Origin of the sequence: Streptomyces misionensis (assembly GCF_007896895.1) — a bacterium.
GTDB lineage: Bacteria > Actinomycetota > Actinomycetes > Streptomycetales > Streptomycetaceae > Streptomyces > Streptomyces misionensis_A.
Genome location: NZ_VOGW01000074.1, coordinates 26204 through 40449 on the forward strand (window position 1 = coordinate 26204; position 14246 = coordinate 40449).

General features: G+C 74.4%; 11 protein-coding genes. 8 read left to right on the forward strand and 3 right to left on the reverse strand.

Annotated features, from left to right (window positions below; all coding sequences use genetic code 11):
• Positions 1 to 20 precede the first annotated feature (20 nt).
• The 6 genes from FRZ03_RS13310 to FRZ03_RS13335 all read left to right on the forward strand — a co-directional run bounded on the left by FRZ03_RS13310 (position 21) and on the right by FRZ03_RS13335 (position 6090).
• A complete protein-coding gene (locus FRZ03_RS13310; protein WP_146465353.1) occupies positions 21 to 326 on the forward strand; it encodes a hypothetical protein in 306 nt (101 codons plus the stop codon).
• A 7-nt stretch (positions 327 to 333) separates the two neighbouring features.
• Positions 334 to 1149 (forward strand): TlyA family RNA methyltransferase, encoded by an 816-nt coding sequence (locus tag FRZ03_RS13315; protein WP_146465354.1) that lies wholly within the window; start codon positions 334 to 336, stop codon positions 1147 to 1149.
• Positions 1146 to 2051: an NAD kinase gene (locus FRZ03_RS13320; protein ID WP_070028018.1), complete on the forward strand. Its 906-nt coding sequence runs from the start codon at positions 1146 to 1148 to the stop codon at positions 2049 to 2051. The genes FRZ03_RS13315 and FRZ03_RS13320 overlap by 4 nt, the downstream gene beginning before the upstream one ends.
• A 103-nt stretch (positions 2052 to 2154) precedes the next feature.
• Positions 2155 to 3897 (forward strand): DNA repair protein RecN, encoded by a 1743-nt coding sequence (gene recN, locus FRZ03_RS13325; protein ID WP_186785400.1) that lies wholly within the window; start codon positions 2155 to 2157, stop codon positions 3895 to 3897.
• A 40-nt stretch (positions 3898 to 3937) separates the two neighbouring features.
• On the forward strand, positions 3938 to 4684 hold the full coding sequence (locus tag FRZ03_RS13330; protein WP_146465355.1) for a hypothetical protein: 747 nt from the start codon (positions 3938 to 3940) through the stop codon (positions 4682 to 4684).
• Between the two features lie 269 nt (positions 4685 to 4953).
• The gene (locus FRZ03_RS13335) at positions 4954 to 6090 is read left to right on the forward strand and encodes a glycosyltransferase family 4 protein (RefSeq protein ID WP_146465356.1); all 1137 of its coding nucleotides are present in this window, start codon (positions 4954 to 4956) and stop codon (positions 6088 to 6090) included.
• A gap of 4 nt (positions 6091 to 6094) precedes the next feature.
• Here FRZ03_RS13335 and FRZ03_RS13340 read toward each other — a convergent pair whose 3' ends face one another.
• From FRZ03_RS13340 to FRZ03_RS13350, 3 genes are all read right to left on the reverse strand, one after another.
• Positions 6095 to 7777 (reverse strand): PucR family transcriptional regulator, encoded by a 1683-nt coding sequence (locus tag FRZ03_RS13340; protein ID WP_146465357.1) that lies wholly within the window; start codon positions 7775 to 7777, stop codon positions 6095 to 6097.
• 170 nt (positions 7778 to 7947) lie between these two features.
• On the reverse strand, positions 7948 to 9330 hold the full coding sequence (locus tag FRZ03_RS13345; protein ID WP_146465358.1) for an FAD-binding protein: 1383 nt from the start codon (positions 9328 to 9330) through the stop codon (positions 7948 to 7950).
• A 39-nt stretch (positions 9331 to 9369) separates the two neighbouring features.
• Positions 9370 to 11172 carry a glycoside hydrolase family 15 protein gene (locus tag FRZ03_RS13350; protein ID WP_146465382.1) on the reverse strand — a complete coding sequence of 601 codons (1803 nt, stop codon included), beginning with the start codon at positions 11170 to 11172 and terminating at the stop codon, positions 9370 to 9372.
• Between the two features lie 604 nt (positions 11173 to 11776).
• On the opposite strand from FRZ03_RS13350, the gene FRZ03_RS13355 reads away from it, so the two are divergent.
• Together FRZ03_RS13355 and FRZ03_RS13360 are read left to right on the forward strand one after the other, a co-directional pair.
• Positions 11777 to 13426 carry a CTP synthase gene (locus FRZ03_RS13355; protein ID WP_146465383.1) on the forward strand — a complete coding sequence of 550 codons (1650 nt, stop codon included), beginning with the start codon at positions 11777 to 11779 and terminating at the stop codon, positions 13424 to 13426.
• 83 nt (positions 13427 to 13509) lie between these two features.
• Positions 13510 to 14139 (forward strand): NUDIX domain-containing protein, encoded by a 630-nt coding sequence (locus FRZ03_RS13360; protein ID WP_146465359.1) that lies wholly within the window; start codon positions 13510 to 13512, stop codon positions 14137 to 14139.
• The last annotated feature ends 107 nt before the right edge of the window (positions 14140 to 14246 follow it).

Here is a 14246-nt window from a genome sequence, read left to right on the forward strand (position 1 = left end):
GTTCGCGGTAGCGTCTGGACATGAGCGAGTCCGCGTCCGAGGCAGAGACCACCGCCCGGGCCGTACCCGGGGCCACGCCCCCGAGCGAGCCCGGACCCGAGCACGAGCCCGCGGCCCCGGCCCCCCTGGACCTCCCGCGCACCCCGACCGGCGACGCCGAGATCGACGCGCGGCTGGCGCGGCTGGCCGATGCCGACCACCTCCCCACCGACGGACATGTCGAGGTGTACGAGGATGTACACCAGGGGCTGCGCGACGCGCTCACCGCGCTCGACGCCCGCCCGGGACCACCGGCGCCCCCACCGTCGCACCAACACAGGAGCTGAACCGAACGTGGCAGGAGTCGCACGCCGTCGTCTGGACGCGGAGCTGGTCCGCCGGAAGCTCGCGCGCTCGCGCGAGCACGCCGGCCAGTTGATCGCCGCGGGACGGGTCACCGTCGGCAAGACCGTGGCGACCAAGCCGGCCACGCAGGTGGAGACCGCCGCCGCGATCGTGGTCCAGGCCGACGACAGCGACCCCGACTACGTCTCCCGGGGCGGCCACAAGCTCGCCGGGGCGCTCGCGGCCTTCGTGCCGCGGGGGCTGGTGGTCGAGGGCCGGCGCGCGCTCGACGCCGGCGCGTCCACCGGCGGGTTCACCGATGTCCTGCTGCGCGCGGGCGCCGCCCACGTGGTCGCCGTGGACGTGGGCTACGGGCAGCTCGCCTGGTCCCTCCAGCAGGATGCCCGGGTCACCGTCAAGGACCGCACCAACGTACGGGAGTTGACGCTCGACGCGATCGACGGGGAACCTGTGGACCTGGTGGTGGGCGATCTGTCCTTCATCCCGCTCGGGCTGGTGCTGCCCGCCCTCAAGCGGTGTGTGAAGCCGGACGCCGACCTGGTGATGATGGTCAAACCGCAGTTCGAGGTGGGCAGGGAACGGCTCGGCAGCGGGGGTGTCGTACGGAGTCCGCAGCTGCGGGCGGAGGCCGTGCGAGGGGTGGCCGAGAAGGCCTGGGAGCTGGGGCTCGGGGCGCGGGGCGTCACCGCGAGTCCACTGCCGGGTCCCTCGGGCAACGTCGAGTACTTCCTGTGGCTGCGGTCCGGTGCCCCCCGCCTGGACCCGGCCGACGTCGATCGCGCAGTGGCGGAGGGGCCGCGTTGACACAGAATCTGGCGCGTACTGTTTTCCTGCTCGCCCACACCGGGCGGCCGGCGGCGATCCGCAGCGCGGAACTCGTCGTCAAGGGCCTGCTGCGGCACGGCATCGGTGTGCGGGTGCTGGAGGAGGAGGCGCGCGACCTGCCGCTCCCGGACGAGGTGGAGCTGGTGGGGGAGGCGACTCCCCGGTGCCTCGACGACTGCGAGCTGCTGATCGTGCTCGGCGGTGACGGCACCCTGCTGCGGGGCGCGGAGTTCGCCCGCGCCTCCGGGGTGCCCATGCTCGGCGTCAACCTGGGGCGCGTCGGGTTCCTCGCGGAGGCGGAACGCGACGACCTCGATCGGGTGGTCGACCGGGTGGTCGAGCGGTCGTACGAGGTCGAGGAGCGGATGACCGTCGACGTGGTGGTGCACCGCAACGGGGACGTCGTGCACACCGACTGGGCGCTGAACGAGGCGGCCGTGCAGAAGGCCGGCGCCGAGAAGCTGCTCGAAGTGGTGCTGGAGATCGACGGGCGGCCGGTGACCGGGTTCGGCTGCGACGGGGTGGTGCTGTCCACGCCGACCGGGTCCACGGCGTACGCGTTCTCCGCCGGCGGGCCGGTGGTGTGGCCCGAGGTGGAGGCGCTGCTGATGGTGCCGATCAGCGCGCACGCGCTGTTCGCCAAGCCGCTGGTGACCTCGCCGGACTCGGTGCTCGCCGTCGAGGTGCTGCCGCACATCCCGCCGGGGGTGCTGTGGTGCGACGGCCGGCGGACGATCGAGCTGCCGCCGGGGGCGCGGGTGGAGGTGCGGCGCGGGGCGGTGCCGGTGCGGCTGGCCCGGCTGCACCACTCGTCGTTCACGGACCGGCTGGTCGCGAAGTTCGCGCTGCCCACCACGGGCTGGCGGGGCGCCCCTCACTAGTGCTGCGACCGGAGAGGTTCGCCGGCTCGCGACGCCCGGCAAACCTTTCCGGCCACAGCACCGGAAGGAGCGGCCTGTGTGCGCGCGACGCCCGAGACCTCGTATGGTCTGTTCCGTGTTGGAGGAGATGCGGATACGGTCGCTCGGAGTCATCGACGACGCGGTCGTCGAGCTGTCACCGGGGTTCACCGCGGTCACCGGTGAGACGGGCGCGGGCAAGACCATGGTCGTCACCAGCCTGGGACTGCTGCTCGGCGGCCGGGCCGACCCGGCGCTCGTGCGGATCGGCGCCGGGAAGGCGGTCGTGGAGGGGCGGATCGCCGTACCCGCGGACTCCGCCGCCGTCGTACGGGCGGAGGAGGCCGGCGCCGAGCTGGACGACGGTGCCCTGCTGATCAGCCGCACCGTCTCCGCCGAGGGCCGCTCCCGGGCCCACCTGGGCGGGCGCGGCGTGCCCGTGGGACTGCTCGCCGAACTGGCCGACGACCTGGTCGCCGTGCACGGGCAGACCGACCAGCAGGGGCTGCTGAAGCTGTCCCGGCAGCGCCAGGCGCTGGACCGGTACGCGGGCGACGCGGTCGCCGTGCCGCTCGCCAAGTACGCCGGGGCCTATCGGCGGCTGCGCGCCGTCACCGCCGAGCTGGAGGAGATCACCACCCGGGCGCGGGAGCGGGCGCAGGAAGCCGACATGCTCCGCTACGGCCTCGACGAGATCGCCGCCGTGGAGCCGCGCGCCGGGGAGGACGCGGAGCTGGCCGAGGAGGCGGAGCGGCTGGGGCACGCGGAGGCCCTGTCGTCCGCCGCGACGGCCGCGCACGCCGCCCTCGCGGGCAACCCCGAGGACCCCGAGGGCATCGACGCGTCGACCCTCGTCGCGGGCGCCCACCGGGCCCTGGAGGCCGTGCGCTCGCACGACCCGGCGCTGGCCTCGCTCGCCGAGCGGATCGGGGAGATCGGCATCCTGCTCACCGACGTGGCCGGCGAACTGGCCGGATACGCGGACGACCTGGACGCCGACCCGCTGCGGCTGTCCGCGGTCGAGGAGCGCCGGGCCGCCCTGAACGCGCTGACCCGCAAGTACGGCGAGGACGTGAACGCGGTCCTCGCCTGGGCCGAGCAGAGCGCCGCCCGGCTGACCGAGCTGGACGGCGACGACGAGCGGATCGCCGAGCTGACCGCCGAGCGGGACGCGCTCCGCACCGAACTGGGCGGTCTCGCCCAGGCGCTGACCGACGCCCGCGCCGAGGCCGCCGAGCGGTTCGCCGCCGCGGTGACCGCCGAGCTGGCCTCGCTGGCCATGCCGCACGCGCGCGTCTCGTTCGACATCCGGCAGACCGAGGACCCCGAGGGCGTCGAGGTCGGCGGGCGCCCGGTCGCCTACGGCCCGTCCGGCGTCGACGAGGTCGAGCTGCTGCTCGCCCCGCACCCGGGCGCCCCGCCGCGGCCCATCGCCAAGGGCGCGTCCGGCGGTGAGCTGTCCCGGGTGATGCTCGCCGTGGAGGTCGTCTTCGCGGGCACCGACCCGGTGCCGACGTACCTGTTCGACGAGGTCGACGCGGGTGTCGGCGGCAAGGCCGCGGTCGAGATCGGCCGTCGGCTGGCCAAGCTCGCCAAGAGCGCCCAGGTCGTGGTGGTCACCCATCTGCCCCAGGTCGCCGCCTTCGCCGACCGGCAGCTGCTGGTGGAGAAGACCGACGACGGCTCCGTCACCCGCTCCGGCGTCAAGGTGCTGGAGGGCGAGGACCGCATCCGGGAACTCTCCCGCATGCTGGCCGGCCAGGAGGACTCGGAGACGGCCCGCGCCCACGCGGAGGAACTGCTGGCGACCGCGCGGGCCGACCGGTAGCGGCACCCGGCGCACCGGGAGCGGGACTTAGGGTGTCGGGATGACCGGCACCCGAAAGACCCGCTCCTTCCTGCTGTCCGCCGCCCTCACCCGGGCCGGCTACGCCCTGCTGCGCGCCGGCCGGCCCGGCGCTCCCGGGCGCTGGCAGCGGACGAACCACGCCGGGCGGGCCGTCGAGCTGTACGCCGGGCCCGCGACGGCCCTCGGCACCGCCCTCGCCGCCGCCCGGGTGCACCCCGGGGCCGGGCTCGCCGTACTGGCGGCGGGCGGCTGCGGGGCGTACGACGACGCGGCCGGGGACCACCGGCGGGGCTTCCGCGCCCACCTCGGCGCGCTGCGCGAGGGCGAGGTCACCAGCGGAGCCGTGAAGCTGTTCGGGATATCGGCGGCCGGACTCGCCGCGGGCGCGCTGCTGAAGGAGCGTCCGCTGGACCGGCTGCTCGCCGGGGTCGTCATCGCGGGCGCCGCGCACGTCGTGAACCTGGTCGACGTACGGCCGGGACGGGCGCTCGGGGCGGTGCTCGCGCTCGGCGCGCCGGGGTTGCTGCGCGGCGGGCCCGGCGGGGAGCTGGCCGCCGTCGCCACGGGCGGCGCGGCGGCCGTGCTGCGCGAGGACGTCGGCGAGCGGACGATGCTCGGGGACACGGGGGCGCACGCGCTCGGCGCCGCGCTGGGGGCGGCCGTGGTGGCGGGCAACGGGCGCGTCGGACTGCTCGCGCACGCCGCCGCCGTCGTGACCGCCACCGTGTACGGGGACCGGGTCACCGCCTGGGCGAAGGCGCTGTGAGCGCCTGACCTCGGGGGACGCGGGGCAGCGGCGTCAGCGGAGACCGAGCCTCCTTCACCCGTGTGGGTGATGTGCTCCGGCGCATTGCCCCGGCCCGCCGTCCCATGCGCCCACCCGCAATTCCCCAGCCGGCACCGCCTGCTGGCATGCTGGGCGGGGACACCGCCCGCGCGGGAGGCGCGCGACGTGCGTTCCCCCGCCCCCGTGCGCCCGCTACTTTCTGTACGTTGCCTCGTGACCGCCCCACGCCGAACCAGGAGCCCGGCCCTGTGAGCCCCCTGAGCAGCAACGCACCGCACGGCCGGCCGCCGCTGCGCACCGTGCAGGTGCTGGGCGGGGGCAACGCCGGCAGCAGCGCGCACGTGCGCTCCCTGGCCGCGGGGCTGGTCGCCCGGGGCGTGCGGGTCACGGTGTGCGCCCCCACCGAGGCCGACCGTACCTACGACTTCACCGGGACCGGCGCCGGTCACATCCATGTGCCGCGCAGCAGCGACCCCTCCTCGGTGACCGCGCTCCGGGCGGCCTGCGCCGACGCCGACCTGGTGCACGCGCACGGGCTGCACGCCTCCTTCCGGGCCGCGCTCGCCCTCGGCGGACGCACCACCCCGCTGGTCGTCACCTGGCACAACCGGTCGTACGCCGAGGGCGCGCGGGCCCAGCTGCTGCGCGTGCTGGAGCGCCGGGTGGCCCGGTCCGCGACCGTGGTCCTCGGCACCAGTCCCGATCTGGTCGAGCGCGCCCGCCGCACCGGCGCCCGGGACGCCCGGCTCGCCGCCGTCACCCTGCCGGGCCGCCCCCGCCCCGCGGCCGTACCCGACGAGCGGGACGCGCGGCGGCCCAAGGCACGCGCCGAACTGGGCGCCACCGGGCGCCCGCTGCTCCTGGCCGTCGGCCCCCTCGACAAGCACCGCGGCCACGAGACGCTGCTGGACGCGGCACGCGCCTGGCGGGACCTGGACCCGGTGCCGCTGGTCGCCGTCGTGGGGGAGGGCCCGCTGCGGCCGGTGCTCCAGCAGCGGATCGAGGCGGAGGAACTGCCGGTGCGGCTCCTCGGCGACCGCGACGACCTGCCCGCACTGCTCGGCGCCGCCGATCTGGCGCTGCTGACCGGCCGGTGGGAGTCCCGCCCGGTGCTCGCCCAGGAGGCGCTGTACGGGGGCGTCCCGCTGGTCGCCACCCGCGTCGGCGGTGTCCCGGACCTCGTGGGCGACGCGGCCGAACTCGTGCCGTACGGCGACCCGTCGGCGCTCGCCGCCGCCGTCTCGCGCCTGCTCGCCGATCCGGCGCGCCGGGAACTGCTGCGGGAGCGGGGCGCACGGCAGGCCGCGAGCTGGCCGACCGACGAGGAGACGGTGACCCAAGTGCTCAGCGTCTACGACGAGTTGACCCAGCCGCTGATCCTCTGAGGCGTCAGGGCGCGTGGCGGCGGGCCCGCAGGGCGAGGCTCAGGGCCAGGACCGTCTGCGGGTCGTCGAGGTCGGTGCCGAGCAACTCCCCGATGCGGGCGAGGCGGTTGTACAGGGTCTGCCGGTTCAGATGCAGCTCGCGGGCCGTCTCCGCCTTGCGGCCCGCGTGCGCGAGATAGGTCTCCAGGGTGGGCAGCAGCGGCGGCTTGGAGCGGCGGTCGTGGTCGCGCAGCGGGCCGATCGCCCGGTCCACGAAGGCCGCGAGGTCCGGATGGTCGCGCAGCCGCCACAGCAGCAGATCGATGTCGAGGCGGCGGGCGTCGTACCAGGGGCGGTCGGTCAGGCCCTGCGCCGCGGTCGCCGTCTCCGCCGCGTGCCGCAGCCCCGCCGAGGCCGCCGCCCAGCCGCCCGCCACCCCGACCACCACCACCGGCGGCGCACTGCCCGCGCGCCGCGCCCCGGCGCGCTCCACACCGGCCCGCAGGGCCGCCGCCACCCGGTCCGCGACCGCCGAGCGCTCCGTCTCCGCGCGCAGCCCGAGCAGCACCAGCACCCGGCCCTCCACCGGCCGCACACCCAGCAGCACCGGCACGCCGACCGCGGCCAGCTCCTCGGAGACGGCCCGGGCGAGGACCGCCCAGCCTCCCCCGCGCTCCGCTTCGCTCGCGCGGGCGGTACCGCCGGCGGGGGAGAGGGCGTCGCCGACCCGCATCACCACCGGCAGCAGCGGGCTGCTCCCCGGCTTGAAGCCGAGCACCCGGGCCTGGGCGGGCGCGTCCGTGGCCGAGATCCGGCCCTCGGCCAGATCGGTGAGGAAGTCGCCGCGCCCGCGCGCCGCCAGCTCCTCCTCCTGCCGGGCCTGCATCAGCACCACGGCCAGGATGCCCGCGGCCCGCTCCGCCGCCATCCGGTGCACCGGCGCCAGCGGGGAACGCACCGGCAGCAGCACCAGCCGGGCACGCACCGAACCCGCCGTGCCGGGGCCGCCGCCGGGCACGTCCACCAGCACCGAGCCGGCGGGCGGCGGCGCGTTCTTGTGCGGGCCGCGCAGCCCCTCCCACACCTGCAACGGGTCCGCGCCCTCCGGTCCCTCGCCGGCCGCGTACAGCAGCCGCCCGTCGGGGGTCTCCAGGAACACCGGGTTGCCGCCGAAGTCCGCCAGGATGCCCAGCACCTGGGGCACCCCGCCGCCGCCCAGCAGCGCCTCGGTGCAGCGCCGGTGCACCTCCTCGGCCCGCTGGAGCAGCGCGTAGTGGCCGTTGACGATCTCCGTGTGGATCTCCTCGGTGACCGCCACGAACGGCACCTCGCGGTGCAGCTGCACCAGCGGCAGCCCGGCCGCGCGCGCGGTGTCCACCAGCGCCGCCGGCAGCCGGCTGAAGCGCGGGCCCAGCTCCACCACCAGGGCGGCGATCCCGCGCTCGGCCAGCGTGCGCACGAAGGCCCGCTGCTCGGCCGGGCGGGTGCCGAGCCCGTACCCGGTGGTGAGCAGCAGCTCGCCGCCCTTGAGCAGCGAGGCGATGTTGGGCACCTCGCCCGCGTGCACCCAGCGCACGGTACGGCCGAGCCGGTCCGCGCCCGCGAGGATCTCCGGCAGCCCACTGCGCAACCCGGGCAGCTCCAGGGCCCGCTGAACGGTGATCCCCGCGCCCTGCGTCTCGGGCCTGCTGTCCGTACCGCTGTCCATGCTGCGGACGCTACCTGCGAAAACGCCCGAAGAGAATCTTCTGGCCAGGCCCTCTCGTCCGGATCAGGCCGGGCTCGCGGGGCCCGGCACGCACATCTGCCGCGTTGCCGCCTTGCATCCGCACGCACCAGGCCCCGCTCGCTGATCCGGCCCGATCCAGGCGGAAGACCCTAGACCGGCCTGATGTTGTGGTTGAAGCGGAAGACGTTGTCGGGGTCGTACCGCCGTTTCACCTTCTCCAGCCGCAGCGTGTTCCCCGCGCCGAGGCCCGCCCGGACCCGCTCGGGGCCCTCGTCGCCGACGAGGTTCAGCGGGACGTCCCCGGTGCTCCAGGGCCGCACGGCCGCGCGCACCCGGCGCACCCAGCCGGTGCACCGCCCGTCGTCGGCCGGGTCGGTCCAGACGGCGAACGGGTGCACCAGCCAGGGGGCGTCCCGGTACGCCACCGGGTACGCGTGCTCCCCGGCCGCGACGGCCCCGCCCTGCGGGAACAGGGCGAGCCGGGTGCCGGCCGGGCCCGGCATCTCGTCGCCGAGGGCGCAGAAGGCGTCCACCGCCGCGTCCGGCAGCGCGCCGAGGCACTCCGCCGAGCAGTGGCCGCGCAGCCCCGGCGGGGTGTCGAGCAGGCGCTGCGCGTCGGCGTACGGCACCTCGCCCACGAGGTGCGCTTCGTGCGGCAGCGCCCGCAACGGGGCGGCGAGGGCGCGCAGTTCCTCCTCGCCGCCCGCGTAGGTCAGCAGCGCCGCGCACAGCCTCCTGCCCGCGAGGCGCGGCGGCACCAACCGCGGTGGCGGGCCGGTGAGATACAGCACGGCTCCGCCCAGCGCGTCCGGACCGGTGCCCAGGATCTCCCGGAAGGCGCGCACCACCCGGGGCCCCGAACGCGCCGGACACAGCGTCAACGCCCGGCTGAACCGCGGCAGTTCGTGCAGTTCGAGAGTGAGCGCGGTGGCGATGCCGAAGTTGCCGCCTCCGCCGTGCAGCGCCCAGAACAGCTCCGGGTCGCCGTCGGCGCTCGCGGGCAGCCGCTCCGCGCCGGCGGTCACCAGCTCCACGCCGATGAGGTTGTCCACGGCCGGCCCGAAGGCCCGCTCCAGCCACCCGGAGCCGCCGCCCAGCACGCACCCGCCGACCCCCGTGCCGGAGTCCCGGGCACCCGTCGTCGCCAGGCCGTACGGCTGGGTCGCCCGGTCCAGATCGCCCGTCGTGGCCCCGCCGCCGACCCGGACCGCCTCCGCGGCCGGATCGACCATGACCTGACGCATCCGGCGCAGGTCCACGACGAGCGCGTTGTCCCCGAGCGCGCGGCCGCCGACGCCGTGACCGCCGCCGCGCACCGCCACCGGCAGGTCCAGGTCCCGCGCGAAGCGCACCGCGCGGACCACGTCGGCCGGGTGCGCGCACCGCGCGATCACGGCCGGGCGCCGGTCGGCCGTCCCGTCGAAGACCGCCCGGGCACCGTCGTACCCGGGGTCGTCCGGGGCGAGGACGTCGCCGGCCAGGTCCTCGCGGAGTGCGGCGAGGGCCGTACGCGCCTTCGAACGGGGTGCCACGGTTCCCAGCGTGGCACCGCGGGGCGCGTTCGGGCGCCCTCAGCCGCCGTACGCCCCCGAAGCCGTCAGCCGCAGCGCCGTGTCGATCAGCGGGACGTGGCTGAAGGCCTGCGGGAAGTTGCCCACCTGGCGCTTCAGCCGGGGGTCCCATTCCTCCGCGAGCAGACCGAGGTCGTTGCGCAGGGCGAGCAGCTTCTCGAAGAGCTTGCGGGCCTCGTCCACCCGGCCGATCATCGCCAGGTCGTCGGCCATCCAGAACGAGCACGCCAGGAAGGCGCCCTCGTCGCCGGGGAGGCCGTCGACGCCCTCGTCCTGGCCCTCGGTCGGGTAGCGCAGGATGAAGCCGTCGGAGGTGGACAGCTCGCGCTGGATCGCCTCGATGGTGCCGATGACGCGCTTGTCGTCCGGGGGCAGGAAGCCCATCTGCGGGATCAGCAGCAGGGAGGCGTCCAGCTCCCTGGAGCCGTAGGACTGGGTGAAGGTGTTGCGCTCCTTGTCGTAGCCCTTCTCGCACACGTCCCGGTGGATGTCGTCGCGCAGCTCGCGCCAGCGCTCCAGCGGGCCGTCCGCGTCCCCGGACTCGATCAGCTTGATGGTGCGGTCCACCGCGACCCAGGCCATCACCTTGGAGTGCACGAAGTGCCGGCGCGGACCGCGCACCTCCCAGATGCCCTCGTCCGGCTCCTGCCAGTGGTCCTCCAGGTAGCGGATCAGCTTCAGCTGGAGCAGGGACGCGTAGTCGTTGCGGGCCAGGCCCGTCATGTGGGCCAGGTGCAGGGCCTCGGTGACCTCGCCGTACACGTCCAGCTGGAGCTGGTGGGCCGCGCCGTTGCCGACCCGGACCGGGGCCGAGCCCTCGTAGCCCGGCAGCCAGTCCAGCTCGGCCTCGCCCAGCTCGCGCTCGCCCGCGATGCCGTACATGATCTGGAGGTTCTCCGGGTCGCCCGCGACCGCGCGCAGCAGCCACTCGCGCCAGGCGCGGGCCTCCTCGCGGTAGCCGGTGCGCAGCAGCGAGGACAGGGTGATCGCGGCGTCGCGCAGCCAGGTGTAGCGGTAGTCCCAGTTGCGCACGCCCCCGATGTCCTCGGGCAGCGAGGTGGTGGGGGCGGCGACGATGCCGCCGGTGGGCGCGTAGGTGAGTGCCTTCAGCGTGATCAGGGAGCGGATCACGGCCTCGCGGTACGGGCCGTGGTACGTACAGTGCTCCACCCACTCGCGCCAGAAGTGCTCCGTCGCCTCCAGCGACTGCTCCGGCTCGGGCAGCGCGGGCGGCTCCTTGTGCGAGGGCTCCCAGGAGACCGTGAACGCGATCCGGTCACCGGGGGCGACCGTGAAGTCCGCGTAGGTGGTCAGTGACTTTCCGTAGGTCTCGACATCGGTGTCGAACCACACGGAGTCGGGCCCGGCGACGGCGACCGTGCGGCCCTCGTGCTTGTGCACCCAGGGCACGACCCGGCCGTAGGAGAAGCGCATCCGCAGGGCCGAGCGCATCGGCACCCGGCCGGTGACGCCCTCCACGATCCGGATCAGCTGCGGGGCGCCGTCGCGCGGGGGCATGAAATCGGTCACGCGGACGGTGCCGCGCGGGGTGTCCCACTCCGACTCCAGGATCAGCGAGTCGCCCCGGTAGCCGCGGCGGGCCGCCGTGGGCGGCTGGGCGTCGGCCGCGTACGCCGGGCCGAGCCGCCAGAAGCCGTGCTCCTCGGTGCCCAGCAGGCCGGCGAAGATGGCATGCGAGTCGAAGCGGGGCAGGCACAGCCAGTCCACCGTGCCGTCCCGGCAGACCAGTGCGGCGGTCTGCATGTCTCCGATGAGTGCGTAATCTTCGATGCGCCCGGCCACGTGCAACTCCAGTCGAACGGCCACGTCACACCCCCGCGCGAGGGGGCTGTCGCTAGTGCGGTCAAGGGGTCGTTGTTGTGCGTCGTTGAGCGGTGAAGCAAAGCAGCCCGCCGAGCCCTGAGGCAAAACGACAGTCTTTGCTCAACGAACTGCCGCGCTCTCGTTGTTCCGGGTGACGAGGCGGGGGTGTGCCGTCGTCCGGCCGGGCCCGGCAGTGAATGTCCGAGCAGGATACGACGCACCCGGATGATCCGCGTGCCGCTCCGGGCAACCCGTGTGCGCCGAACGAGTGACCCCTTGGTGATGATCGTGTGAGGCGGACGAGACTGTGCTTACGCCTGGGACCGCCGGGGCCAGTGGTGCCTGCGCACCCCCGCTCCCGGTGCCGGCCCGTGCGCGTCCGCATGCGGAAGGTGGCCGAAAGTCGACGCATCCGTGCACGGAGCGTGGCCGGAAGCCATTGCCTCCGGGCGCTGATACCCTGGTAGCCCGTGGACCGGTGGGCCCGAAACCCCCGAACCGCAGCGACGGCACCCTCGGAGCGATCCGGGGCGGACAGCCGCACCGCACGACAGCCAGCGACCACGGGAGCCCCCTCTTGGCCATGCCGCCGAAATCTACGACGACCAAGCACATCTTCGTCACCGGGGGTGTCGCCTCCTCGCTCGGCAAGGGCCTCACCGCCTCCAGCCTGGGCATGCTGCTCAAGGCCCGTGGCCTGCGCGTCGTGATGCAGAAGCTCGACCCCTACCTGAACGTCGACCCGGGCACGATGAACCCCTTCCAGCACGGTGAGGTGTTCGTCACCAACGACGGCGCCGAGACCGACCTGGACATCGGCCACTACGAGCGCTTCCTCGACCGCGACCTGGACGGCTCGGCCAACGTCACCACCGGCCAGGTGTACTCGACGGTGATCGCCAAGGAGCGCCGCGGCGAGTACCTGGGCGACACCGTGCAGGTCATCCCGCACATCACCAACGAGATCAAGCACCGCATCCGCCGCATGGCGACCGACGCGGTGGACGTCGTCATCACCGAGGTCGGCGGCACCGTCGGCGACATCGAGTCGCTGCCGTTCCTGGAGACCGTCCGCCAGGTCCGCCACGAGGTGGGCCGGGACAACGTCTTCGTGGTGCACATCTCCCTGCTGCCCTACATCGGCCCCTCCGGCGAGCTGAAGACCAAGCCGACCCAGCACTCCGTCGCCGCGCTGCGCAACATCGGCATCCAGCCGGACGCCATCGTGCTGCGCTGCGACCGTGAGGTCCCCACCGCCATCAAGCGCAAGATCTCGCTGATGTGCGACGTCGACGAGGCCGCCGTGGTGGCCTGCCCGGACGCCCGCTCGATCTACGACATCCCGAAGGTCGTGCACGCCGAGGGCCTGGACGCCTACGTGGTGCGCAAGCTCGACCTGCCCTTCCGGGACGTGGACTGGACGACCTGGGACGACCTGCTGGACCGGGTCCACAACCCGGAGCACGAGGTCACCCTCGCCCTGGTCGGCAAGTACATCGACCTGCCCGACGCCTACCTCTCGGTCACCGAGGCGATGCGCGCCGGCGGCTTCGCCAACCGCGCCCGCGTGAAGATCAAGTGGGTCACCTCCGACGACTGCAAGACCCCGGCCGGCGCCAAGGCGCAGCTCGCCGACGTCGACGGAATCTGCATCCCGGGCGGCTTCGGCGACCGCGGTGTGCTCGGCAAGGTCGGCGCCATCCGCTACGCCCGCGAGAACAAGATCCCGCTGCTCGGCCTCTGCCTCGGCCTCCAGTGCATCGTGATCGAGGCCGCGCGCAACCTGGCCGACATCCCGGACGCCAACTCCACCGAGTTCGACCCGGCCACCGCCCACCCGGTGATCTCCACCATGGCGGAGCAGCTGGACATCGTGGCCGGCGAGGGCGACATGGGCGGCACCATGCGCCTGGGCATGTACCCGGCCAAGCTGGCCGAGGGCTCCCTGGTGCGCGAGGCGTACGACGGCAAGGAGTACGTCGAGGAACGGCACCGTCACCGCTACGAGGTGAACAACGCCTACCGCGCGGAGCTGGAGAAGAAGGCGGGCATCCAGTTCTCCGGCACCTCCCCGGACGGCAAGCTCGTGGAGTACGTCGAGTACCCGCGTGAGACGCATCCCTACCTGGTCGCCACCCAGGCGCACCCGGAGCTGCGCTCGCGGCCGACCCGCCCGCACCCGCTCTTCGCCGGCCTGGTGAAGGCCGCGGTCGAGCGGAAGATCGCGAAGTAACGCGGGAGTTGTACGGTGGCCGGGGCGCGCGTGTCCGTGAGGACCGCGCCCCGGCCGTTCGCGCACATGGGGAAGGACACGGCATGACGACGATCAAGGACACCCGCGAGGAGTGGGAGATCCGGGCGACGGATACCCCCTTCGTCGGCAACAAGACCTCGGTGCGCACCGACGACGTGGTCATGCCCGACGGTTCGGTGGTCCGCCGCGACTACCAGGTCCACCCGGGCTCGGTCGCCGTCCTCGCCCTCGACGAGGAGGACCGGGTGCTGCTGATCAACCAGTACCGCCACCCGGTGCGCCACAAGCTGTGGGAGATCCCGGCCGGGCTGCTCGACGTGCCCGGCGAGAACCCGCTGCACGCCGCCCAGCGCGAGCTGTACGAGGAGGCGCACGTCAAGGCCGAGGACTGGCGGGTGCTCACCGACGTGTACACCACCCCCGGCGGCTGCGACGAAGCCGTGCGGATCTTCCTCGCCCGAGGGCTGTCCGAGGCCGAGGGCGAGCGCTTCGCGGCGGAGCACGAGGAGACCGACATGCAGCACGCCCGGGTGCCGGTCGACGAGCTGGTGCGCCTCGTCCTCGCCGGTGACGTGCACAACAACTGCCTGGTCGTCGGGGTGCTGTCCCTGGTGGCCGCGCGCGGCGGGGAAGGGCTGGACGCCCTGCGCCCGGCGGACGCGCCCTGGCCGGCCCGCCCCTTCTCCTCCTGAACCCCGCGCGGAACCATATTGGTGTGACGATCGCCTGATCCGATCGGGCGATGTCCCCGCCGTGCCCGCCGTGCTCCGAGCGGAACGTCGCAGAGCGTGAACTAGGC

Coding starts and splice junctions, on each gene's coding strand:
- FRZ03_RS13340 (WP_146465357.1), bottom strand. CDS start 7,777: ATGGACAGCGGTACGGACAGCAGGCCCGAGACGCAGGGCGCGGGGATC.
- FRZ03_RS13355 (WP_146465383.1), top strand. CDS start 11,777: ATGCCGCCGAAATCTACGACGACCAAGCACATCTTCGTCACCGGGGGT.
- FRZ03_RS13310 (WP_146465353.1), top strand. CDS start 21: ATGAGCGAGTCCGCGTCCGAGGCAGAGACCACCGCCCGGGCCGTACCC.
- recN (WP_186785400.1), top strand. CDS start 2,155: ATGGTCTGTTCCGTGTTGGAGGAGATGCGGATACGGTCGCTCGGAGTC.
- FRZ03_RS13330 (WP_146465355.1), top strand. CDS start 3,938: ATGACCGGCACCCGAAAGACCCGCTCCTTCCTGCTGTCCGCCGCCCTC.
- FRZ03_RS13360 (WP_146465359.1), top strand. CDS start 13,510: ATGACGACGATCAAGGACACCCGCGAGGAGTGGGAGATCCGGGCGACG.